This is a genomic window from Cupriavidus sp. FW306-1B-F12B (assembly GCF_058781795.1).
The window spans coordinates 272,736-296,227 of record NZ_JBYSXC010000003.1 but is presented as its reverse complement, the minus strand read 5'-3'; the positions used below and the strand labels follow the sequence as shown (position 1 = coordinate 296,227).

The following is a 23,492-nucleotide window of genomic DNA, read 5'->3' as shown; positions in this document are numbered from 1 at the left end:
CATGGCATATACGGTGCGATGTCCACTGCTATCAGCAAGGAGATCGCCGTGAGACCAGTCAATTGGCGCATTCATTCCCGGACCTTCGCTACCGATCGCCATAATGTCCTTTCCAGTCTGGCGATAGTTATTGCTACAGGTCTGCTCGCGGCTTGCGCCGCGTCGCCGGGCATGTACTTCGACAACAAGGCGGTAGTGAGTGCAATCGGGCCCGATGTCGTACCCAAGGTGACACCGATCACCCTCGATCTGGTGAAAGCTCAACGCAGTAAGGCTCGTACGGACAACGAGCGGGTCGAGGAACTGTTCGCGACTCCGCAGCCTTATCGGATCGGCCCTGGCGACATCATCTCGGTCGTGGTGTGGGACCATCCGGAACTGGTCTTTCCCACCCAGACCTACAGCATCGGAGCCGCCTTTGAGCCCCCCACGTCGACCGGTGGCTCCAACGTGCCTGGCTATGTGGTCAGCGCGCAGGGCGATATTCAGTTCCCCTACGCCGGCGTCATGAAGGTGGCCGGCAGAACGGCAAACGATGTTCGCAACCAGATGGCGCGCGTGCTGTCGCGAGTGGTCAGGGATCCGCAGATGACGGTTCGCGTGCTCGGCTTCCGCAGCCAGCGCGTCTATGTCGACGGCGAGGTCAAGACGCCTGGCATGCAGGCCATCGACGATGCGCCGATGACGCTGGTGGAAGCGCTCAACCGCGCCGGCGGTGTGCTGAACCTGACCGGTGACAACAGCCGCATTCGTGTTACCCGCGGCGAGCGCAGTTGGTATGTCAACATCCCCGCGCTGTTGGCCAAGGGTGTCGATCCGGCCCGCATCATGCTGCGCTCCGGCGATATTGTCCGCGTGGAACAGCGCGAGGACAACAAGATCTTCGTCACCGGCGAAGTGGTGCGCCCGGCCTCCCTGCTGATGCGCAATGGGCGGATGACACTGAACGAGGCGCTTGGCGATGCCGGTGGGGTCAATCCGAGTTCGGCCAATGCGGAGCAGATCTACGTGATCCGCAAGGCGGCCGATGGCGAACCCAATATATTCCACCTGGACGGCAATTCGCCAGCAGCGCTGGCCATCGCCGAGGGTTTCGAGTTGGAACCGAAGGACGTGGTGTATGTGGACGCACGCCAGGTCGTCCGCTGGAGTCGCGTGATCAACCAGCTGATACCGAGTACGCAGCCGGTGTTCAGTGCCACAAGCGCACTGCGATAGCGGGACGCGAGAGATGGTTCGCTCAATCCTGGTCATTTGCGTCGGCAACGTCTGCCGCAGCCCGATGGCGGCTTGCCTGCTGAGCCGTGTCCTGCCCGCATGCGATGTGGTTTCTGCCGGGCTCGCCCCGCCAGTTGGTGCACCCGCCGACCCGAGCGCTGTCAGGTTGCGTGCGAGCGAGGGATACGATCTCGCCGGTCATCGCGCCTGCGCTGCCGATGAAGCGCTCGTGGCGGTGGCAGGCCATATCCATACGGATGTTCGCCGGGCATGTTCGTTATCGTGCTGGAACTGATCAAGCAGGGCATCGCATCATGGTCTATGCGGCTGGAGGAAGTCGTACCGGCCGATGGTCAAGGAGAGGCATCATGAAAACGGTCAGTACGCGGGACAATGTCCCCGCTGGTGCGGACGATTGCGGCACAGCAGTGGATCTGACCGCCTATCTCGATTTGCTGGTTCGCTATCGCCGGACCTTCCTGTCCGTAGCCGGGCTGGTCATCGGCGTAGGCCTTGTCTATGCCCTTGTTGCCAAGCCGATCTACCGCGCCGACATGACGGTGCAGGTGGAGGAATTGAGCGGCAATGCCTCCAACAGGCTCGCGGCCGGCGTCTCGCCGGTGTTTGACGTCAAGCCCGCCGCTTCTGCCGAGATCGAACTCCTGCGTTCACGAATGGTGGTCGGCAAGGCGGTCGACAACCTGCGCCTGTATATCGAGGCCGCGCCGCGCTATTTCCCCCTGATTGGTCCGGCCATCTCCAATTTCAACCCGGAGCTGTCGCGCCCGGGGCTGTTTGGATGGGGCGGCTTTGCCTGGGGACATGAGTCGATCACCGTGCCCCAGCTCGACGTGCCTGCGCCGATGGAGGAGCGCAAGATCATGCTGACAGCGCTGGGTGACAACCAGTATCGGGTGCGGTTCGCCAGCGACAATGCCGAGGCTACGGGCACAGTTGGAACGCCGTTGGCAATCACCACCGCCACCGGCACGGTCACCATGCTGGTCAGCCAGCTCGATGGGCGCCCCGGCAGCCAGTTCGTGCTCCGTCGACTGCCTCGCAGCGCGGCCATCACGCGGCTGCAGGAGCGGCTGATGATCGGCGAGCGTGGCAAGCAAAGCGGCGTGCTTGGCGTGTCGCTGGAAGGCATCTCGGCGAGCATGACGGCAGCGGTCCTCAACGAGATCGGCAACGCCTATGTCGACCAGAACATCCGCCGCAAAGCTGCGGAAGCGGAAAAGTCGCTGGCCTTTCTCGAGCAACAGCTACCGGTGCTCAGGCAGCAGGTCGACGCGGCCGAGACCCGTTACAACGCGATGCGCAATCAGCGCGGCACGATCGATCTCAGCGAAGAGTCCAAGCTGATCCTGGGACAATCGGTGCAAATCCAGACCAGGCTGCAGGAATTGCAGCAGAGGCGGCAGGAACTGGCTGCGCGCTTTACTGCAAACCACCCGGCCATTGCACTGATCGATAATCAGATTGCCGGCCTGAACGCTCAGTTGAATGGCGTATCCGGGCGCATCCAGAAGCTGCCGGATGTAGAGCAGAACGTGCTGCGCCTGATGCGCGACGTCAAGGTCAGCACCGAGTCGCTCCAGTCGCTGCTAAACGATGCCCAACAGCTCAGGCTAATCAAGGCGAGCAAGGTGGGCACCGCGCGGATGGTCGACCCGGCAGATGTACCGCTCAAGCCAGTGCGCCCTAACCGGGTGATGATTGCCGGAATGTCATTGGCCATGGGCTTGTTTGCCGGCCTTCTGGTGATCTTTGTGCGCCACGCTCTCGATGGCGGCATCGCCGATGCGGATGAAATCGAGCGGCAGACAGGCATGACCGTCTACTCGACCATCCCCTTCAGCAGGCAGCAGTCGCTGCTACCATCCGGAGGCGGGCTACTGGCGCTCCAAAAGCCGGACGACCCCGCCATGGAGAGTCTGCGCAGCTTCCGCACCGCGTTGCGGTTCGCCCTTGCAGGCAACAACAGCCGGACGGTGGTGATCAGCGGCCCCGCGCCAGGCGTCGGCAAGTCCTTCATCTGCGCCAACTTCGCCGCGATTGCCGCAGCCGGGCACCGTGTGGTGCTCATCGATGCCGACCTGCGCCGCGGCGGCTTGCATGGCCTCTTCGAGGCCAAGCGGGGTCCCGGCCTGACTGAGCTGCTGATGGGTGCGCCGCTGGAGCACGTCATACAGCGGCAGGTGGCGCCCGGCCTGGATTTCATCTCGACCGGCACCAAGCCTCCGCACACGGCGGATCTGCTGCTGAGCCCGGGCATGGATTCTCTGCTGGCGCAACTCAAATCGCGCTATGACCTCGTGCTGATCGATACGCCGCCAGTGCTCGCGGCCGCTGACGCCGGCATCCTGGCCGGCAAGGCAGGCGCCGTATTCCTCGTGGCGCGCGCCGAGAAGACCACCGCCGGCGAGCTGGTCGCGGCGCAGCGAACCATCCGCCAGGCTGGCGCAGAGGTCAAGGGCGTGCTGTTCAACGGGCTCGTGATCGAGGGACGCTGGTATCGGGCCCACAATTACTTCGGCAAGTATCGCTATCTCGCCGAGTACGGCAATGCACCGACCAAGCAGGCTTAGATAAACGGTGGCGGCCGGTACGGGCGCCACCGTTGCCTTTCAGCCACCGTCGGCCTCAGTTTCGTTTCTTCGGCGTTCAACCAGCCATGCCACTTCTTAATGCGCCTGCCGTCTCTTCCGTAGTGATCGCCGGCGCCGGCGGCCTTGGGATAGAGCTCTACGATTATCTGTACGAAGAGGCATTGCGCGGCGGGCCAACCGTGGCTGGCTTCCTTGACGACACGCCAGGCAAGGTTCCCGATGGGGTCGATGCGCCCAATCTGGGGTCAGTTCGCCAGTTCCGCCCCGCACCGGGACAGGCAGTGCTGGTCGCGATCGGCTCCCCGCAAGCGCGTCAGGAGGTACTGTCGTGGCTCTTGCAGAACGGGATCACGGTCCCGCTGTACGTGCATGACAAAGCCCTGATCTCGCCTTCCTCCCGTTTGGGCATCGGGGCCCTGATCTTTCCTTTCACCGTCGTCAGCCGGGGCGCGGTGGTGGAAGACGGCGTGGTTGCCAATGTCTTCTCGGGGATTGGCCACGGTGCTTGCGTGGGCGCGTGCTCGGTGCTTTCGCCGCACGCCGTGCTCAATGGCAACACCGCGGTCGGACCGGGGTGCTTCCTCGGCACACGTGCGACGCTCTACCCCGGCATAAGAATCGGTGCGGAATGCGTGGTGGACTCACACACCGGCGTTTCGGCCAACGCCAAAGACCGGCAGTTCATCACTACCGGGACTCACCAGATTACCTCACGCCGCATTCGCGACCAGTGATATAAGATTACCGGGACTTGACGCAGGGACGCTCGGAAGAGTCCCGGTAAGCTCCGGTAAGCTGCGGTAGGCCAGCAGGCAAGCAGCATTTGCACCAGGGCTTATGCACCGTCGGCCCTGCTCATGGAATCGCCGATCTCTCTTGCGCCTCCAGGCATGTCGCCCCCGTTACCGCGATGTCAGGCGACATCGACATCCGGCATGCTGCGCTTGCTGCCCCGGAACCGGGGGGCGGAGAATTCTCCCGCGGCGCTGATACCGTCGCGTGCCAGCACTTTGATGACCGTCTTCCACAGGATCACCACGTCCAGCCACACCGATACGTGGTCGACGTACCATACGTCCAGCCTGAATTTCTCCTCCCAGCTGATGGCGTTGCGTCCGCTGATCTGCGCCAGCCCCGTGATGCCAGGACGAACGTCATGCCGGCGCGCCTGCTCGGCCGAGTAGAGCGGCAGGTATTCCACCAACAGCGGACGCGGGCCCACCAGGCTCATGTCGCCCTTGAGGACGTTCCAGAGCTCCGGCAGCTCGTCAAGGCTCGTGGCGCGCAGGAATGCGCCGAATTTCGTCAGCCGTTCGGGATCAGACAGCAGCTCGCCATCCTCGCCGCGGGCGTCAGTCATGGTGCGGAACTTGAGGAGCTCGAATGGCTCGCCGTGAAGCCCTGGCCGCACTTGCCGGAAGAAGACCGGCTTGCCCAGCTTCAGCCGGATCGCGCAAGCCAGGAGCAGCAGCGGAACGGCAAGCACCAGGAGACCCAGCGAGGCCAGGCAGACGTCAAAGATGCGCTTCATGATGGTTCATCCTGCCGTTGAAATCCGGCCTCAGGCGATGGAGGTGGGCACCGCGTCGCCGCATGGAGGAATGCCCGGGGAAGGTGTGAACATTGCAGGCAGAGGCCGCATCCCGCGCCTGCGCCTGCGCCTGCGCCTTGGCCTGGTTTTCGGCCACGCACGCGAGCGCTGACTGCACGCCTCCACTGGCTCAATATAGTCAAGGTGACAAGCATGCGTTGCGCGGCTATGTGATGGCGGGCACGGAACGCAAATTGCCGGTGCAAGTGGCCTGTGCTACAGGCCCCGGTCACGTTGCACTGGCGCCTCGCCACCATACACTGGCGTACGGGGCAAGCCTCCGATTCTGTTGGAGAGCGCACCGAGAGATGGGAGCCCTCCCGCTAGAGTGAACGTCGACGCGCAGGCAAGCAGGCAATGCCTTGGGGCGAGACAAGTCCGGAGAACCGAAATGAAAGCAACCACAGCATGCGGCGAGGGTGGCGGCGGAGTCGACGCTAGCCCCGCGGCGATCGCGCATCGCCACCTGCTGCATGGCGCCGATGCCATCTGGCAGGAAACCAATTGCTATATCGACCTCTGGGTGGAACTGCTGCATGGCTGGGGGCTCGATCCGCGCGCGGGACTTCCGTTCACGGTTGCCCAGGACTTTGAAGGGGATCACTTCACCTTCTTCAAGTACCCGCAGATGGATCTGGAGACGCTGTACGGAACCGTCGTGCAGGAAATGGCGGTCTACGACACGCTCCAGGCGCACGTCCTGGCCCAGGTCGAACGCGGTCACACCGTACTGCTTGAGGTCGACAGCTATTACCTGCCCGACACGCACGCCACCGCGTACCGGCGCGAGCACGTCAAGACCACCGTGGCCATCGACCGTATCGACAGCCAGGCCCAGCGCCTCTGGTACTACCACAGTCTCGGCTATCACAGCGCGCAGGATGAAGACTATCGCGGCCTGCTGCGGCTTTTGCCTGAACTCAGCGGCAATGGCAATATCCTGTTCCCTTATGCCGAATGCGCGAAGCGCGTGCGGCCATCGCTCGAGTCGTCCGCGCTGGTCGACGCCTCGGTCGCGTTGATGGACTACCACCTGGCCCGGCGCCCTGCGGCCAACCCGGTGGGACGCTGGCGACAAGTTTTCGGCAAGCATATGGACGCGCTGCTGGCACGTGATGAGGCTTACTTCCACTTGTACACCTTCAATTTCCCGCGTCAGCTCGGCGCCAATTTCGAGATGCTGCACCACTGGCTGTGCTGGCTGCGCGAGCAGGGACGCGAGGTGCCAATGGCCGCTATCAACGCCGCACGGACCATCGCGACAGAAAGCAAGGTATTGCAGTTCCGCCTGGCGCGTGCGGTGGCACGCCGCCGCGCCGATCCCTGCACGGACTGCCTCGACACACTGGAAACCTGCCATGACAGGACCATGGAAGGACTGATCGCTGCCTTCGGTGGCGTCGACAATGATCCGATCGGCCAAAGTCAACCATCATAGCCAAGCGAATGTTCCACGTTGACAGCGTAAATCTCGCCGGAAGGCGGCGGAACAGCATGCGCCCCCACCTTGCCCTCATGCACGAGGCGGACACGCCGGCTGCTGCCCGGCGCAAGGTGGAACCAGTTCTCGGCGGCATGGTAGGCATGATCCTCGATGTGCACCCAGCGAGCGAAGCGCTGGGTTGACACGGTCAGCCACCACTCACCTGCCGCTTGCTCAAGCTGTGCCCGCAAGCCTGGCGCCTTGAGCGCCGCGGCACGGCGGTCGGGCAAATAGACGGCCTGACTCAGTGGCTCGCCACTGTCGGCAGCAAGCAATGTCGCCACCACGACATCATGCGTCAGCGGGCCGAAGCGGTAGGCATAAGTCAGGTCGACGAAGCGGTCAAGCAACGCAGCAGCCTCCACGCGCTGCGCACTGCGGGCCGGCAGGCACAGGCTGTGCCGAGCCTGCGCCACGACCGCCTCGCCATCGCGCAGGCAATCCAGCTCCAGCCGCAATGCACGTGGCTGCGGCGTTTCGTTGAGCACGTGCAAGTGCAGTCCGTTGAGGCCTTCATCGGTAATCAGTACCTGCAGCGGCTGCCAGACTTGCCTCAAGGCATGCCAGGCCGATTTGGGACGGCCACACGCGTCGACGATACCCCAGCCGGCGCCAGGCATCAGATCCTGCAATTGCCAGACCAGACCACCCGCGCAACTCGACCCGACACGCCGCCATTCGCTGAAGACTTCGGTCATGACGTCCGCGACCACGGCGCGCGACAGCATCAGGTAGCGCCGGGGCTGTTCGTACCGCAGGCGCGGCGGATCCACGTCATACAGCACGCGCAAGTAGTGCTCGCGCACATCCTCGAAGTCCCACGGAGCGCCGGCATCGCGCGGCACCGTGGCCTTCCAGCGCGGCGCGTGCAGCGGCGCAGACAAGCCGTGCTCCGTCAACGTGCGGTCACCGGGAACATTGGCAAAAGCCAGGCATTCGGAAGCGAAGCGCACTTGCGCCAGGCGTGCGTCGGCCAACGGTCGCTGGTAGGCCCCGACGCCGTAGTAGTGGCTGATGCCCGTGTCAGGCTGGAACGGCCAGCTGCCGCCGGTCGGCGAATTGCTGACATACACCACGTCCGGCCGATGGGCGGCAACCAGGCCCGGAATCAGTTCATCGAACAGCGGTTGCTTCCAGTTGCTGCGCGACGCGCCCAGCATCGCGGCCTGCTGCTCTGCCTCGCTACCGCCACACAGCACCGCGAGACTCGGATGCGCCCGGGTTGATGTCAGCCACTCGCTGACTTCGCGCGTGATGTCATCGGTAAGGCCAATGCCAGGCCCGATGCCGCCATAGTCAAAATTGGCGAACATGAAATCGTGCCAGACCAGCAAGCCAAGTTCGTCACAGATCCGGTAAAACGCTTCGCCCGGATAGCAGGTGACGCCGCTGATTCGCACCATGTTCATGCCGCCCTGGCGCGCCAGCGTCAACCAACGCCTGGATGCTTCATCGGTGTCTGCCAGGCCGGGCAGGTCATGGCTTGAGATGCAGGCCCCGCGGCAAAACACCCGCTCGCCGTTGATGCACAGTGCGAAGTGCCCGGACTCGCCAGCACGATCCGACGATACCGTGCGAAAGCCCACCCGGCCGCAGTCGATGGCGCGCCCCTCGATGTTCGCATCGACGCCGTAGAGGCAAGGTTCGCCATGCGTATGCGGCCACCACAGCCTGGGGCGTTCCACGCGCACCGTGCCCACCAGGGTGTGATCGTCAACGCGCGACAGCGAGCCGGGATAGCCGCAACCCTCCGCGTCCCTGGCTTCGATCGATCCCGAAGCCGGCGCGGAGGCCGGAAAATGCAGGCGCAGCGTGATGACACCGAGATCGCCCTGCACCTGTCCCCACAGGTCAGAGCGCACCCCATGCAGGATGTCGTCGCTGGCCGGGTCGAGCAATTCCACCGAGCGCCAGGGACCCACCGCATGCACCGGCGGGCACCACCCCGGCATGTGGCCAAGCAGCGTCGTGCGGACGGTGCGCAGCGTCGGCGGCACGATCATTCGCGGCTTCCAGCGCACGGGGCCGCGCTGCTTGCGCAACCATGGATAGAGCGCGCGAAAGCAAAGGTACAGCAGGTTGTCGCCATCCAGGTCGGCCTCGACCTCATGCGCGACGAACATATGCTGCGCGCTCAGCACGAGCTTTCCGTTAAGCCAGGCTTCGGCCACCGTGGCGAGCCCGTTAAAGCGCAGCACGCGGCGGCCACGGCCGGCAAAGCTGACGCGATACCAATAATCATGCAGGTGCAGTGGCGGTGGCGCCGAGTCGTCCCAGCGCCCGGCAGCGCGCAGGGCGCTGGCCACCGTGCCGGGCACGGGTGCTGGCAACCAGGCTGCGGCGGGATCCAGTGCGGCGGGGCTATCGGCGGCGCCGGCGGGCGTTTGCACCCAGGCCCACTCGCCGCCGAACGCGGCACTGCCGATGGCGACGCCGGGACGGCTGCCGGGCGATGCCTGCCGAGCGGACGCCGAAGTGCCCGTGTCCGCGTTAGTTTGCGCCTTCATGGACTGCCTTCCCTGAGAAAACCTGACAGGACCGGAACGCCAGCATGGCGGAGCACGCGTGACAGCACGGGACGGCCGCGCCGGGCGAGGCCCCGGCCGCATCCGCCGTCACGGCACCTCATTGGCCGAACGGATGCGGCACGTAAAGTCGTCCAGTCGCGCCGTGCTGGCACGTACTAGATGCCTCCGAGCACATCACGCACCCGCTGGGGCCAGTTCGCCAGCTTGAAGCCGTGATGACGCAGCAGTGCCAGCGTCAGGCGCTCGATGCCAAAGCCCACGCAGCCGGTGTGCGCCGGCGCGCCGTCCGCGGTACGCAACGGCCACGCGTGCGCGAAATGGTCCATGTGGTAGTTGAAACTCATGCAAGCCGTGGGTGGCGCGCCATCATTGATCGGCACCAGCAACTCGAACTTCAGCTTGAGCTCGCGCTGGCTGTCGGCCACGATCTTGCCGCCACGGCCAAAGAACGGATCGTTCGCCACGTCAACCTCGTGCGGCAAGCCAAGCAGGCTGGCCAGTTGCGTACCACGTTCCATCCATCGTTGACGGAATTCCACGATCTGCCCGGCCGTGCCGAGCCGGACATATTCGCGCTGGCGGAACATCTGCATGCGTGCAGGGTCGATCGAAGGCTCATGGCGGAAGCAATACGTCAACACGTCAACCACCAGCCCCTCCCGAGGCATCAGACCGCGGCTGGCCAGCACCGGGTAGACGGGATAGCACGCCGCAGGGGCCAGCACCACATCGGTGGGCTGCTGCTGATCGGCCCATTCCTCACCGTGCTCCAGGCGCGCCAGCAGACGGTGATGCTCGCGATCGCCACCACAGAAGCAATGCACCGTCCCAGCCAGCTGGGGAAAGCTCTTGAGATATTCACTCGCTTCAAAGTCCTTGCGCGGCATGGCAGGAGGAAATCGCATCACCTCCGCGTCCTGGTCGGCGCCCAGTTTGCTGATCGCGTAGTTCAAGCCGTCGGCAATACTCTCGAACAGTCCGCTACGACCATAAATGCCGTCGACCGTGGTGGGGAAGAGCACCCGGGCGTCAATCAGCGCCTGCCGGTAAGCCCGGCGGCCCGTGTCAGGATCCTGCGCCGGCGTGGCCACGGCATGATGGTCACCCGGGGCAACGGATGAGTCGTCGCTTGGCACGTAAGCGTTGCTGGTATCGTCCATGGACGGCTCCTCAGGCAGACCGGTCCGCCAGTAGCAGATTGGCGGTATTGGTCAGAATGCGATCGTTGTTGATCATCAAGGGGGCGGACCACAGATCCCGCAGGTGGCGTCCCAGGCTGAACGGCGTGCCATGCTTGTAGCCCGCCATGCCGCAGACCAGCATCGCGATTTGCACCGCTTCGAGCGCCAGCGACGACACGCTGGTCTTGAGCCCGTTCATTTCCGCCGCCAGGTTGAAAATTGCCGACACACTCTGGCTTGCATGACGCTGGCGTTGGTGAGCCAACGCCAGTTCCAGCCTCCCCTCCAGCATCTGGATAATGGCAACCGCTTCGGCCACGCGCGTAGCCGAGGGCGGAAGCGTGCCAGGCCGGGCGCGCGCCTGGCCCTGGAACAGCACCTTGGCGCGCTGAACCGCATCCGCGGCGATGCCGGTCCACAGGGCAGACCACAAGATGTGCGACACGGGGGTCATGGTGACGTCGGCAATCTCGCCGAACGACACGGGCAGGATCTGATCGGTATGCCCGCGGGCTTCCAGCCGGAATCCATTGCTGCAGGTGCCGCGCATGCCCAGGGTATCCCAGGTGGAGAGACTTTCCAGTACGTAGTCTGGCTTGAGCACGCTTACCATGACCTGGTCCGATGGCGAGGCATCGGGATGGCGGCGTGCCGTGACGAGGATCCCGTCGGCGTGGGCGCCATAGGAAATGGTCGGAGCCATCTTGAGCAAGTGCAGGTTGCCGCCATCGGCGTTAACCGCGCAGCCGCTGCTGCGCAGGGCACCGCCAATCGCCTCTTCGGACGTGGCCGAAGCCAGCAGCAATTGGTCGCTGGCCAGGCGCTGCAATAGCTGTGCGTGCCACGAGCTGGTGCTCACATGATTGACCAGGCATGCCACCTGTATCTGGTGCATGGCGTAGATCATTCCCGTCGAGGCACAGGCACCGCCCAGCACGCGGCAGACCGCTGCGATCGTTTCCAGCGACGCGCCATCACCGCCACAGGCTGGCGGCACCATGGCGCCCAGCAACCGCTGCTCACGCAAGACTGCAAACGCCTGGTGCGGAAAACACGCATCGGCGTCGACCTGGTCTGCATGCCTGGCTGCTTCTGCCGCAGCCAGGCGCGCTCCGGCCAGCAAGTGTGCGGCGTCAGCAGTCTCTGCGCGCGGAAAGGCCTGCTCGACGCTGGCGAGGACCGGGCTCATGCCGCCTCCTGCTCTTGTTTGATCTGCTCGGTCGCCGCAGCCAGTGTGCTGATGCTGCGGAACAGCTGGCGGGTCAGCATGCGGTCAGGTATCTCGATGCCGAAGGTATTCTCGATCGCGAGCATGACTTGCACCGTTGCCAGTGATGACAGTCCCGCTTCGTATAGATCGGCCTGGTCGTCCAGCGATTCAACTGGTACGTCAAGTCGGGCCACTTCTAAAAGTATGGTGCGTATCGCTGCTCGCATGCCGGGCTCCAGGTTGAGGTACAACGCCTTGGTGACCTATTGGGCCTGAACGTCGCACGCGCATCAGTGCGTTTTCACACCAATGCGCGTGCTCAGAACGTCCGCCAAACGCTCGCAGAAACGGGTACGCCCACACAAATGGCGGTGCGGTTTCTGGCGTGCTTTGGCGTGCGTCAGTCTTTCCCTACCCGATCGGCTTGACCGGCCAATGCGGGAGGCTTCGCTACCGCTCGGGGCAACGGCATCCCCAGATAAGGATTGATGGTATTGAAGTCCGCCCGGTTGCTGCGCCGGGGCATGACACCGTTGAGGATGCCACCGGCCAGCCTGGCATTGGCGTGCGCCAGGCGCTTGAGGGCTTCATCAACCTGCGCCGTCGCCGTGACATCGGCGCGCACCACCACCAGCGTGGAACCGGCCAGGTTGGCCACCAGCGTGGCATCGGCCACCGCCAGCACTGGCGGCGTGTCCACCAGCACCAGGTCGAAGCGGCCCGCGCACAGCCGCAGGGATTCCGCCAGCGCGGGCAGCATCAGCAGCTCGGACGGATTGGCCGGCACCGCGCCGCGACTAAGCAGGAACAGGCCGTTGACCACGCTCGGCTTGACCGCGTCTGCGATTGCGCTGCGGCCAGCAAGCACTTCTGCCAGCCCGGGCTCGGCAGGCAGGTCGAACCAGTCCGCCACGCGGCCGCGGCGCAGGTCTGCGTCGACAAGCAGCACGCGCTGGCCGGCTTCGGCGAACAGCACCGCCAGGTTGACCGCGGCGAAGGTCTTGCCGGCGGCGGCGGCGGGGCTGGTCACCGCGACCACGCAGTTGGGCGCATCGCGCAACGCGAAATGCAGCGCCGCCCGCAGCGTGCGCAGGCCTTCCACGGCGAGCGAATGCGGGGCGCGCCGCGCCAGCAGGAACTGGTCGTGCAGGCCCTGGCGCATCAGCCGTTCGGCGCGCGCGCGCTCGTCCTCCGGGGCGGCGGCCGTGGCGGCGTCGATCACGCTGGTGACAGACTCGGGCCAGCCCAGGCGCACATTGGGCGGCAGCACAAAGCCAGAGGCGATGCCCAGGCGGCGCTTGGCATCGACCAGTCGTTCCAGCGCGGTCTGCTCGTTGCTGAAGGCGATATCGCCCAGCATGGCCATGCCCAGGCGCTGTTCCGCATCGGCGGCGCTGGCTACCGACGGGCGCATGCGCTGGCGCAGGTTGACCGCGGCCACGCCCAGGCACAGGCCGAGCAAGGCGCCGGCGGAGGCGAACGGCCACGTGCCGAGACCGACCGGTGTGACCGGCGCGATCGCGGCATCGACCACGCGCATCTGGGTAGAGCTGTCGGACAGCATCAGCGACAGCTGCTCGACCTTGCTGCGCAAGGACATGTACATGTCCTCGGCCACCTTGACGTCACGCGTGAGCGCCACCGATTCGCGCTCGGAGGCCGACAGGGTCTGCATGCGCGCGTCGATCTCCGCGCGCTCGCGAGTCATCTGCTGGATCTGGCTGTCGACGGTGCGGACCTCGTTGGCCTCGGGCGTGAAGCGCTGGAGCAGCCGCGTGCGCTCAAGCCTGAGCGCTGCGATCTGGCGTTGGTACTCCATGCTGTTGCTCAGGAACGACTGCGCGTCGCGGCTGGGCTGCAGCGAACCCGTGCGCGCACGGTAGCGCGTGAGCGCCTCTTCGGCGCGCGTGAGTTCGCTCTGCACGCGCGGCAGCTCGCCTGACAGGAACGCGAGCGTGCCGGCCGCGTCCTGGCGCCGCTTGTCGGTCTGGCCGTCGATATAGGCGCGCGTGACCCCGTTGACGAGTTGGGCGGCAAGCTGGCGGTCCGGGTATTGCCAGCTCACGCGCACGGTGCCGCCCGGCGCGGACAGCGGGTCGGCCGCGCCGCCCAGGCTCGCCGGGGTTTCGCTGCGTTCGCTTTCCACCGTGAGTCCGCGGCGCACGGACTCGGCGGTGCGGGCCAGGTCGTGCCGCGTGAGCTGGAAGCGCGTACCGGGCGCGGCCTCGATCTTGTCCACGCGCAGCACAATGCCGTTGGCCATCGCGGTCTCGCCGGCCCGCCCTTCAAGCAGCAAGGTGTCCTGCTGCATCAGGCGGTAGCGGCCGTCGCTGCGCACCTCGAAGGTGAGTGGCTGGTCTACCAGCGCCTCGGGCACGGTCATGCTGGCGATTACCAGGCGCTCGCCGCCCCAGGCATAGCCCAGGCTGGCAGGCCAGGTGCCGCGCGGCTGGCCGGGTGTGGAAAAGCGCTGGACCAGCGCGCCCAGCAGCGGCGCACGCAGTGGCTGCGCGGTGATATCGAGCCGCAGCCGCTCCACCACCGGAGCGACCACGGCGCGGCTCTTGAGCAGGCCCGCGTCGAAGGCCGCCGGGCCCTGCATCTGGGCGACGCTGCGCATGCCGCCATCGCGCCCCTCTACCTGCACCAGCGCCTGCGCGCGATACTGCGGCGGCGCCGACAGCGCCACCAGCAAGCCGGCGGCCGCACCGGCCACGCCAGCCGCGGCGATCCAGCCGAGGTGGTCCATCAGCGCACGCGCCTGCGTGGTGCCCGGCTGGGCATCACGGCGCGGGGTGGCGCTCTCAGCCGGTCCACCGGCATATGACAGTCTGCTCACGAGTACGGCTCCTCAAATGGGATCGGCGCGGCGTATGCACGCCGCGCCTCGCAGGCCACGCGCCGAAGCGTGCCGCTCAGGCGCTGGCCAGCGCGGGCAGCAGGCGGTCATACTCGCGCTTGACCAGCTTGTAGCACTCGCACGAATGCTTCTCCAGCCCGCAGCGGTCGATCACGGTAATATGGCCGCGGCTGTGGTGGATCAGGCCCAGGTCTTCCAGCTTGCCGGCCGCTTCGGTCACGCCTTCGCGGCGCACGCCGAGCATGTTGGCGATGACCTGCTGGGTGATCACCAGCTCGTTGGAGCTGAGCCGGTCGATGGCCAGCAGCAGCCAGCGGCACAGTTGCTTGTTCAGGGAGTGGTGGCGGTTGCAGGCCGCGGTCTGTGCAATCTGCGTGAGCATGGCCTGCACGTACAGCAGCGTCACGCGCTGCAGCGTGGGCAGGCGCGGCAGCTCGCCGCGCAGCAGGCGCGCGGGAATGCGATAGGCCATTCCGGGGCTGCGCACTTCCACCCGGCTGGGCATGGTGTCGCCGCCGGTGACCACGGGGATGCCGACCAGCCCTTCGTTGCCGACCGCGGCGATCTCGACCGTCGCGCCGTCCTCCAGCAGCGACAGCAGCGACACCACCGCGGTGGTCGGGAAATAGACGTGGACGATGCGCTGGCCGGAATCAGTCAGGAGTTCGCCGGCGCGCAGACGGACCAGCTCGAAGTGCTGCGCCAGCGTCTCCCACTCGCCGCGCGGCAGCGCGCTGAGCAGGTGATTGACATGCAGATCCGATCGATGCGTAATCATTTTCGTACCCCCTGTCCAATCCCGTGTCCGGGAACAACGCTCTGCCGGCCTGGCTCGGCACGACTGCTTTCCGAGAACCGGCTGGCCACGCCGCCGACCCAGGTGCGGCGCTCTTTGCAAGCCAGTGCCTCTATTTAGCGTCATGGCAGCGCGCTCCGACAGTAGGCGAACGGCTGGGGAACGGTCATCCATCGGGAGGTTGGACGGAAAGCCGAGAGAGAAGCGGGCGCTGACAAAGGCGCCATGCGCCGCGGCGGGCGCGATGTCTGCCGCCGCCACACGAGGCGAGGCAGCATGGCGGCTGGAAGTGGTTCCGGGCTAATCAGCCGCGGCAGGCACGCAAGCCTGGATGCATGGCATGCCCTCCGCTGTCGGCATGAGACCCGGGCTATCGTGCAAATGGCGGATGCACCGGCTTGCCCCCAGCGCCGGATCAAACCGGTTCTGTGCCACGCGCCAGAGGCGGCGCACAAGCCACGGGTTGCCCGCTGCAGGCACGGTCTGCCGGCTCATGGCGTGAACTCGCCGAAATGCGCGGCCAGCAACGGCACGCTGGCCAGGTATGAGGCTTCGAGCTGGTCCAGGCAGTCTTCGCAACGGTCCGGCTTGCGGCTGATGACCGCGCGCATCAGGCGGAACTGCATCACCATCGCCTCCGAGGCCATGGTGTAGCAGGCTTGCGCCGCCTTCTCAGGCACCTCCTGCCCATGCATCACCAGCCAGCGCAGGTAGCGCGCCAGCAGCTCGAAATTGGCGCCGAGCTGGCGCAGCACGCCCGACGCGTAGTGGTGAAAGCCCGGTTCGCCGCGCGCCATCAGCCGCTCGAGATGCTGGGGAAACACCGCCCGAAACAGGGTGACGGGGTTCTCGCGCGGACGGTTTCCCAGGTGAAAGCGCAGCAATGCCAGCGAGGCCTCGAGCAGCGTCTCGGCAGCGTGCGGGTGCCCGTTGCGGCGGACCACGTCGGCGTGCATGAAGGGCAGCGCCTCGGCACTGCGCACGCCCGGTGCCAGGCGAATGATGGCGGCGTAGTCCTCGCCGGTCGCGGTGTGGTAGCCGTCGGAGTGGTAGTAGCCGACCGCGCCGGCCTCGGGGATCAACACATCGATGGCAATGCAGGTGGGCATGCAATGGCGCAGGTAGCCGGCGCCGCGGGGTGGCGGCAGCTGGCTGCTGTCCAGCTCCATCACGACGATATGGCCGCGCGAGGTCTGTGCCGCCACGTGCGACTCGAGCGAGTCGTAGAACGTCAGGGCGTGCACGGTGAGGCCATACAGCCGCTCCAGGTCGGCATCCGGAAAGCGGCACTGCGTGAAGTGGTCGGCCTCGAAGTCCTGCCGCACCGCGCAGGCCAGTGCCGCGACCGGCGGCAGGTCCAGCCCGTGCAGCAGCTCGATCCAAAGGTCGATATGGCAGTTGACGTGCGACCACACCGGATTGCCGCCGCGCAATCCCGGTCCGCCCCGTCCACGCATCCTGGTGTCGCCGTGCACTAGTGACCTCCGCCCCTGCCATGCCGTTTCATGAGCGGGTACGGACGGCCCATGCCGGGCCCGCGCGCGTGCCTGACGAGCGATACGGCAGGCCGAGCGCTGACACCAGTCATTTTTCCGTCTCCCCCTGAACCCGAGCCAGATACTTGCTGCCATTGGCCGTGATGGCGATCTTGGCGCGCGCGGTTCTGGCCAGTCTGTTGGACGGCGCACAAACCGGCAAAGGGTTCAGGCGGTTCAGGGGCACTCAGCCGCAAAGTTGCGCGCATGGTGCTTCTGGTTGATGGAGGAGCGCGAGCTGATTGGTTATCGTCAAGGAGACGTGTGGGCGGGCAGTATGGCCCGCACGCCTTCAAAGCCCGCATGGTCCCCCGGTCGGCGGGCTTCTTTTTTGGCTCGCCGGCTAGTGTCCTGTTCCGCAAATACCTTGCCATGAAATTTTGGCAAGCCATCTACGGAACAGGACACTAGCTGCGCAATCACGAGGGGAATGACAAAGGCACAGTGGCACCCGGCGAGGCCGCCGGGTGCCACTGTGCCTGATTCTCGCTGGATGCCTGCAGGTTCAGGCTACGAGTGGCGGCGGCACGCGATGCCGATGCTGAGCAATGATCAGCGCCCTCAGGCTTTCCACACGCAGCCGCGCTTCGCGCTCACCGGCCGCGCGGGCCGCGTCGGCGGCGGCCAGCTCGCAGTCAAACTGACGCCCGTGCAGTTCACCGCGATAGAGCAGCGGCTCATCGCTGCCCTCGTTGGCACCCGCGTGGCAACCATGGTCCAGGCTGGCAGCCAGCCTGATCTCGAAGCAGCACGCCCACTTGCCTCTGCCTTCGCGCACAGCAAAGCCGCGAACGACGAGGAATTCCAGTCCGGCCTCCATATGACCCCCTTACTTCCCCGGGGCGGCCTGCCTGCAAACTGGGCTGGCTTCTGCCTCCGGGCGAATCAAGCATAGGCAATCAGGTGCGATGCGCACTCATCCGGTGGATGTAGGCCTGCTCGCTCAAAGGAGGGAGGCGGTGGTCCCGCTGGCGCCCGTCAGCGACAGCGCCATGCGCGGGAAGCACTGGCCGCCGGCCCACACCAGCGCGGTGGCAGCGCAGACCAGTTCAAGCGGTGCCGGCAGCGCGAGACACCCGCTGGCACCGAGCAGCGCGGCATGCAGCATCAGCGAGGCATCGAGGCGATCGGACAGCACCAGCCAGCGCCGTGGCGCCAGGCGTGCCTGCAGCTGGTCCAGCAACGCACGCGGGTCGCCCTCCAGCGCGCTGCAATCGATCAGCGCAATATCGGCCGGGTCCGGCTTCGTCTCCGAAGACGAAGCCTGCGTCGATGCGCGCGCCGATTCATGCAGCCACTGCGGCGTGCGCCACGTGATCGGCTGCGGCACGTCCAGTGCGTTCAGGCGACGCGCCAGGACACGGCACATCATTTCATTGCTGGCGATGAGATAGGTCGGCATTGACTCGGTCTGGCAGCGGGCCCGGGCCGCAGATGCGCTTGCCACCCGGTCGGGAGCCGGGCCGCGTGGGCGGCCCGCCTTGCAGGGCATCAGGGCAGCGCCGGCCGCCGGAAAAAGTGTCTGCAGATGCCTTTCATCACAAGGTAGCAAGCCGCCGCCGCCATTGCCTCATGCTTTTGGCCGAGAGCCGCACGCCAGAAGGATGAGGCGCGGCCCGTGAAAGCCGCGCCGCCACCCGTCACGCAGCCTGGCAGGTGGGGTCGGGTGCCGGCACCCGGGTCACCGGATTAACGGGCGTGGCGGGCCCGGCCCAGTTGAGCGTTGCACCCTTCTGCAGGGCAACGTAGACGGCTTCGCCCTTGTTGCGTACGTGCAGGCGCTGGTACAGCGTGCAGGCATGCGTCTTCGCGGTGGCTACCGAGATATTCAGCATGCGGCTGACCGTCTTGATGGGATAGCCCCGCGCCAGCAGCGCCAGCACTTCATACTGGCGCTCGGTGATGTTCAGCAGGTGCGCGCCGGCCGACGGGGTTTCGTGGTACGTCGCGTGCGCCTGGAAATGGCGCTGGGGCGCGGGCACCGCATGCTCGAGCACGGCCTCGCCGATGCCTGCGCGCAGCGCCACGACCCGGGCCTCGCCCTGCCCTGCGCTGCTTGCCACCGGGGCATGGCCGGCATCGAGTTCCGGTTGCCAGGCGTGGTGGCTGCCCTGGGCACGCGCCGGGAAGCACTCGCCGCCGGCCAGCACCAGGCGCACCGCGGCATCGAGCGCATCCGCACTGCAGCTCTTGGCCACGCAACCGCGCACCGGGTCAGGCAAGCCTGCATCCGGCAGCGATGGCGCCGCCTGATCGCTGAGGACCAGCACGCGCTGCGGGCGTAGCCGCTGGCACAGTTCCTCCAGCATGGCCCAGCCGCCGGCGTGATCGGCTGGCAGGCCATAGATCAGCAGGTCGGCATCGTACAGCCACAAATCTGAATCGACTGGGGCGAGGGGATCGATATCGATCAGGTCACCAGGAATATGTGCTTGGGCCAGCAGATGGCGCAGACCCAGGCGCAGGAGGGGGTGAGGCTCGATCAAGAGGATGGTGGCCATGGCCGCTCTCTTATTATTGCGGCAAGTACGGACCCTGCGACAATCCGCGCTTGCTTGTCGGAAATGCTCCGCTATCTTGCGGTTGCACTTCCATACGATCCGCCATCGCTCCAGACCGCCCGGCAGCCTTCCCGTCAGGCTGCAGGTCCGTCCTTCCCGTGGAGATACCGGATCGCCCCGTTTTGCGTGTTAAGACGCTTATGTAGAAAGAGTCTTAGATGCGACTGAAGTCTGATCTAAGTATTTATAACTCCTGACCTGCAGCATATGAAACGCGTAGGTCGAATGCAAGGTGATGGTGCGCTGCGGCGGGTTTTCCCCGAGCACTGCCTGACACCAGCATACGGATCCCACAAGGGCAGCGGGGATGACTTTCCAGTGAAAACGCGCATAAAATTATCGGCATTGCATTTACCTATGCATTTCGGGCCGGATGAATTCTCGCTCGCTTCAAGTGCCTTATAAATCAAGAAGTTAGCCATTCAGCGCATACCTGCCCATGATTCCCGGAATGATGACGGTCAGCCTCACCCGCAGCGAATTTGCAGCGGTGCGCGCCTATGTCCAGGGCATGCCGGCGGCCATGGTGGTGCCCCGCTACCTGGCCGACGAAGCCGATGACGACGAAGCCGGGGCCGAGTCTGCGCTGCGAATCCTGCTTGCCCTGCGCGACCGGATGGTCCAGCTCGCGCACCTGCACGGACGGGCGGACCTGGCCGAACTGCTGCTGGCCGGCCCTGGCCGCTCCAACCGCGGCATGGATCGCCGCGTCGACGCGCTGGCCGAGCTCGAACGCTTGGGTACGGCGGCGCCGCGCCCCCAGCACGGCGTGGAGTTGTGGTTTGCACCAGCCTTGGCGCGGCGCTTGCACAAGGCTGAAATTGTGACTCTTAATACTCTTTTTGAGCTTGCAAACCGACGCGGCAGCGCCTGGTGGCGGACCGTCCCGCGCATTGGCGCGCTTGCCGGCGCGGCCGTCAACCGCTGGCTCGGCGAGAACCGCGCTGCCTTCCGGGATCCGGACGGCAAGCCATTGCTGGGCGAACACGTCGGCAACCGCACTCTGCTCGAGCGAGGCAGGCTGGGACCAGGGCTGCGCCAGCCGTTGCCGCTGGAATGGATGACCGCGTCGCCCGCGTTGGCCTCAGACGCCAGCTGCCCGTACAGCCAGGGCCTCGACGTGGTCCAGGCCTGGCTGCGCGATGCCGCTGGTGACAGCGGCAGCACGTTCTCGGCCTACCGCAAGGAGGCGGAGCGCCTGCTGCTGTGGGCAGCGCTGGAGCGGCGCAAGGGCCTGTCGCAGCTCGATCTGGACGACCGCCGGGCCTACCTGGGCTTCCTGGCGCAGCCCGAACCGGCCAGCCGCTGGTGCGGACCACGGGCGCCGCGCTACCTGGCCGGATGGCGTCCGTTCACCGGCCCGCTCAGTCCGGCAAGCGTGCGGCACAGCATGCGGGTGCTGGCCGCCCTGTTCCGCTGGATGCATGGCAACGGCTACCCGGGCGCAGCGCTCTGGCCAGCCCGGATCCCGGATGGCACCGATGCCTCGACGGCAACAAAGGCGGCGCGGCCGGACACCTTGCAGGTTGCCGAGACCAGCCTGGCCCCCTTCCTGTCATGGCTGGAACGCCGGGGCGGCGACGGCGATGGCCAGCGCTACCGAACGGCCCATGCGGCAATCCTGCTGTTGCGGGAACACCGGCTCAGCCTGGACCGGCTGACCTCGGTCACGCGGCGTTCGCTGGCGCCGATGCAGCAGCCTGCGCGGGTTCCGGAAGACGGTGTGGAAAGTATTGTGCCAGACGGAACGCCTGGCTTTGGCCTGGCCACGCAGCACGCGCTGGCCCGGCATTGGCGTGACCGCAATCTCCAGTGGGATGGCGCGGGCACCGAAGACGCCTCGCTGATCGGTCCACCGGCCGCGCCGCCGACCCGGCGCGCGCAGCGCAAGCTGGCGGCATTGCCGCAGGCCGGCTACTCGGTGCGTGGCCTGCATGCCCTGCTGTCCAGCATGCTTGAGCGCTACCGCAAGACCTGTGATCCGGAGTTTGGCGCGCGCTCGCCGCGCGACCTGCTGGCCTGAGCGCTGCGGCGGCAATGCTGCCGCAGCGCCGCCATGGCGTGCCTTCCCGGCTCAGAGCAGCGTGTTATCCAGCCCGAAGCGGGCCTTCAGGGCCTCGACCAGCGCCTCGCGGGCACTGCGGTCGCTCAGCTGCACGTCCAGCATCACGCGTCCCGAGTCCCATTCCTTGATGGTGCCCAGCAACTGGCCGCTGTCGGTCCGGATCTTGTATTGCCGGCTGATTTCCTTGACCTTGCGCGCCTTGCCTTCCTGCGCGTGCTTGCGGATGGCTTCAACCTCGCGGCTCGACAGGCCGTCATTGATGATGCGCGCCACCAGTTCTCGCGTGCGCTCCTCGCCCGCCAGCTTGCAGTACAGCGTCAGCTCATAGCCCGCGGCGATGCCGATCGCGCTCGGGCGCTCGCGCATCACGCCCAGCACGGACTCGGGCAGGCGCAGCAGCGCCAGCGTCTTGTTCACGGTGCCGGCCGACATGCCGGTCAGCTCGCAGATTTCCTCTTCCTTCTGGACCTTGCCTTCGTCCAGCAACTGGCGCCAGGCGATCGCATTGTCCAGCGCTGACTGGTCCGAGCGCTGCTCGTTGAGCATGAACGACAGCCGGTAGAAGTCCAGGTCGCTCAGGTCGTTTTCGACAAAACATTCCATCTCGAGCTTGCCGGCAGACGCCAGGGCTCGCTTGCGGTAATGACCGTCGATCAGGATGTAATGGCCGGGGCGCGCCGGATCGGGCGCGGCCAGGCCGGGGGTCTTCTGGCCGTGCGTGGCAATGGATGCCGCCCGCTCCTGCACCACGGCGGGATCGTAGAGGCGCCGCGCGTTGAGAGGATTGTCGTGCAGTTGCGCCAGCGGAATCCTGATCAGCTGCCGACCCGCGGCGGCTTCGCCAGGACTTTCAGCGCTGAAAACAGGCGCTCCATCGGCTCCCCTGCCCTGCAGCAAGCCATTCGGATGCTGGGAAATGGCCGCTTCCGCGCGTGCGAAACGGTCCAGCGTATCGTTGCGGGTCTTTTCGGCCGCCATGCCGGCCAGCATGCCAGCCTTGAGGCTCTTCAGTTTGGTAGCCATGCCTAGTGCTCAATCAAAGACAGTATTTCATCGACCATCATGTCGACCTCCTGCACCGCCTCGCGTGCGCCGGCGACGCCGTGCACGGTGCAGCCGATCGCCTGGCATTCCCGGAATGCGGAGCGCGACCCGATCATCGAATTCAAAAGCGGTACGTCGCCGTCGTCGCCAAGGATTTCAATGGCCTGGCGCGCGATCGAGACGCGGCGCTGGACCATATTGGCCATCACGCGGATCAGCAAGGACTCATTCTGGACCTGGGCGTGTTGCGCCAGCGTCTTGGCCGCAACCGCCGCCCACAGATCCGGCGGTGAAGGCACCACCGGAATAATGGCAAGGTCGGAAATCAGCAGCGCGCTCGAGGGCGCTGCCGAATGCACCGCCGGCGGGCAATCCACGACGATGTAGTCATAATCCTGGACGAACTTTCGGACCTCGCGGTGCATGGCGCCGCCCGAGGGCGCCAGGCCGATCACGGAAGCCGGGAACGGCCGCTCGTCGCTGGCCTGCGCCGCCCAGCGGGTGGCGGTGCCTTGCTCGTCCATGTCGACCAGCATCGAGCGCGCGCCCCGCAGGCCGAGCGTGCCAGCAAGGTGCATGCTGACCGTAGTCTTGCCGCAACCGCCTTTCTGGTTAAAGACTGTGATGATTTTGGCTGGCACTGCGACCTCTCTTTCAGCGCTGAAAGCGCGGTTGATTCTTAAGGCGCAACTGTAGCCAAAAGCACGTGATGCTTCAACCGTTTTCCAAATTTACAAAATATATGTTGCCGCCACGGGGCCCACTGGCCGCCATTTGGCAGCCGGAAACCGGCCGGACCGTAAAATTG

General features: G+C 65.8%; 20 protein-coding genes. 7 read left to right on the top strand and 13 right to left on the bottom strand.

Annotation, left to right across the window (positions count from 1 at the left end; translation table 11 throughout):
- The first annotated feature begins 6 nt into the window (after window positions 1-6).
- The 4 genes from AC3WLE_RS07640 (at window position 7) to AC3WLE_RS07625 (ending at window position 4,564) form a co-directional block, all read left to right on the top strand.
- Window positions 7-1,218, top strand: a complete 1,212-nt coding sequence (locus tag AC3WLE_RS07640) for a polysaccharide biosynthesis/export family protein (protein WP_492319450.1) — start codon at window positions 7-9, stop codon at window positions 1,216-1,218.
- A gap of 13 nt (window positions 1,219-1,231) precedes the next feature.
- Window positions 1,232-1,513: an arsenate reductase/protein-tyrosine-phosphatase family protein gene (locus AC3WLE_RS07635; RefSeq protein WP_492344824.1), complete on the top strand. Its 282-nt coding sequence runs from the start codon at window positions 1,232-1,234 to the stop codon at window positions 1,511-1,513.
- A 73-nt stretch (window positions 1,514-1,586) separates the two neighbouring features.
- The gene (locus AC3WLE_RS07630) at window positions 1,587-3,809 is read left to right on the top strand and encodes a polysaccharide biosynthesis tyrosine autokinase (protein WP_492319364.1); all 2,223 of its coding nucleotides are present in this window, start codon (window positions 1,587-1,589) and stop codon (window positions 3,807-3,809) included.
- An 86-nt stretch (window positions 3,810-3,895) separates the two neighbouring features.
- Window positions 3,896-4,564 carry an acetyltransferase gene (locus AC3WLE_RS07625; protein ID WP_492319365.1) on the top strand — a complete coding sequence of 223 codons (669 nt, stop codon included), beginning with the start codon at window positions 3,896-3,898 and terminating at the stop codon, window positions 4,562-4,564.
- Between the two features lie 179 nt (window positions 4,565-4,743).
- Here the strand turns inward: AC3WLE_RS07625 and AC3WLE_RS07620 are convergent, their stop codons facing one another.
- Window positions 4,744-5,361, bottom strand: a complete 618-nt coding sequence (locus tag AC3WLE_RS07620; protein ID WP_492319366.1) for a sugar transferase — start codon at window positions 5,359-5,361, stop codon at window positions 4,744-4,746.
- Here AC3WLE_RS07620 and AC3WLE_RS07615 point away from each other — a divergent pair.
- Window positions 5,351-5,533, top strand: coding sequence for a hypothetical protein (locus AC3WLE_RS07615; protein ID WP_492356805.1), 183 nt, complete (start codon window positions 5,351-5,353; stop codon window positions 5,531-5,533). The genes AC3WLE_RS07620 and AC3WLE_RS07615 overlap by 11 nt on opposite strands.
- Before the next feature lie 279 nt (window positions 5,534-5,812).
- Complete coding sequence (locus tag AC3WLE_RS07610; protein WP_492319367.1) at window positions 5,813-6,859, top strand: DUF1839 family protein; 1,047 nt, start codon at window positions 5,813-5,815, stop codon at window positions 6,857-6,859.
- Here AC3WLE_RS07610 and AC3WLE_RS07605 read toward each other — a convergent pair.
- The 10 genes from AC3WLE_RS07605 to AC3WLE_RS07560 all read right to left on the bottom strand — a co-directional run bounded on the left by AC3WLE_RS07605 (window position 6,847) and on the right by AC3WLE_RS07560 (window position 19,515).
- On the bottom strand, window positions 6,847-9,411 hold the full coding sequence (locus AC3WLE_RS07605) for a beta-mannosidase (RefSeq protein ID WP_492319368.1): 2,565 nt from the start codon (window positions 9,409-9,411) through the stop codon (window positions 6,847-6,849). The genes AC3WLE_RS07610 and AC3WLE_RS07605 overlap by 13 nt on opposite strands.
- Window positions 9,412-9,587: 176 nt before the next feature.
- Window positions 9,588-10,592, bottom strand: coding sequence for an amino acid--[acyl-carrier-protein] ligase (locus AC3WLE_RS07600; RefSeq protein WP_492319369.1), 1,005 nt, complete (start codon window positions 10,590-10,592; stop codon window positions 9,588-9,590).
- A 10-nt stretch (window positions 10,593-10,602) separates the two neighbouring features.
- Window positions 10,603-11,802, bottom strand: a complete 1,200-nt coding sequence (locus AC3WLE_RS07595; RefSeq protein WP_492356806.1) for an acyl-CoA dehydrogenase family protein — start codon at window positions 11,800-11,802, stop codon at window positions 10,603-10,605.
- Window positions 11,799-12,050, bottom strand: a complete 252-nt coding sequence (locus AC3WLE_RS07590) for an acyl carrier protein (protein ID WP_010811137.1) — start codon at window positions 12,048-12,050, stop codon at window positions 11,799-11,801. The genes AC3WLE_RS07595 and AC3WLE_RS07590 overlap by 4 nt, the downstream gene beginning before the upstream one ends.
- Before the next feature lie 173 nt (window positions 12,051-12,223).
- Window positions 12,224-14,662: a polysaccharide biosynthesis tyrosine autokinase gene (locus AC3WLE_RS07585; RefSeq protein ID WP_492356807.1), complete on the bottom strand. Its 2,439-nt coding sequence runs from the start codon at window positions 14,660-14,662 to the stop codon at window positions 12,224-12,226.
- A 76-nt stretch (window positions 14,663-14,738) separates the two neighbouring features.
- Window positions 14,739-15,461, bottom strand: coding sequence for a Crp/Fnr family transcriptional regulator (locus AC3WLE_RS07580; RefSeq protein ID WP_492352411.1), 723 nt, complete (start codon window positions 15,459-15,461; stop codon window positions 14,739-14,741).
- A gap of 509 nt (window positions 15,462-15,970) precedes the next feature.
- Window positions 15,971-16,936, bottom strand: a complete 966-nt coding sequence (locus AC3WLE_RS07575) for a DUF1839 family protein (protein WP_492319373.1) — start codon at window positions 16,934-16,936, stop codon at window positions 15,971-15,973.
- A gap of 583 nt (window positions 16,937-17,519) precedes the next feature.
- Window positions 17,520-17,834 carry a hypothetical protein gene (locus AC3WLE_RS07570; protein WP_010811142.1) on the bottom strand — a complete coding sequence of 105 codons (315 nt, stop codon included), beginning with the start codon at window positions 17,832-17,834 and terminating at the stop codon, window positions 17,520-17,522.
- A gap of 123 nt (window positions 17,835-17,957) precedes the next feature.
- Window positions 17,958-18,416, bottom strand: a complete 459-nt coding sequence (locus AC3WLE_RS07565) for a DNA-binding response regulator (protein ID WP_492319374.1) — start codon at window positions 18,414-18,416, stop codon at window positions 17,958-17,960.
- Window positions 18,417-18,654: 238 nt separating this feature from the next.
- A complete protein-coding gene (locus AC3WLE_RS07560; protein ID WP_492319375.1) occupies window positions 18,655-19,515 on the bottom strand; it encodes a helix-turn-helix transcriptional regulator in 861 nt (286 codons plus the stop codon).
- 499 nt (window positions 19,516-20,014) lie between these two features.
- Between AC3WLE_RS07560 and AC3WLE_RS07555 the strand changes: the two genes are divergently transcribed.
- Complete coding sequence (locus AC3WLE_RS07555) at window positions 20,015-21,598, top strand: phage integrase family protein (RefSeq protein WP_492319376.1); 1,584 nt, start codon at window positions 20,015-20,017, stop codon at window positions 21,596-21,598.
- 51 nt (window positions 21,599-21,649) lie between these two features.
- On the opposite strand, the gene AC3WLE_RS07550 is transcribed toward AC3WLE_RS07555, so the two are convergent.
- Window positions 21,650-22,663: a ParB/RepB/Spo0J family partition protein gene (locus AC3WLE_RS07550; protein ID WP_492319377.1), complete on the bottom strand. Its 1,014-nt coding sequence runs from the start codon at window positions 22,661-22,663 to the stop codon at window positions 21,650-21,652.
- A gap of 2 nt (window positions 22,664-22,665) precedes the next feature.
- A complete protein-coding gene (locus AC3WLE_RS07545; protein ID WP_010811147.1) occupies window positions 22,666-23,325 on the bottom strand; it encodes an AAA family ATPase in 660 nt (219 codons plus the stop codon).
- Window positions 23,326-23,492: the final 167 nt, after the last annotated feature.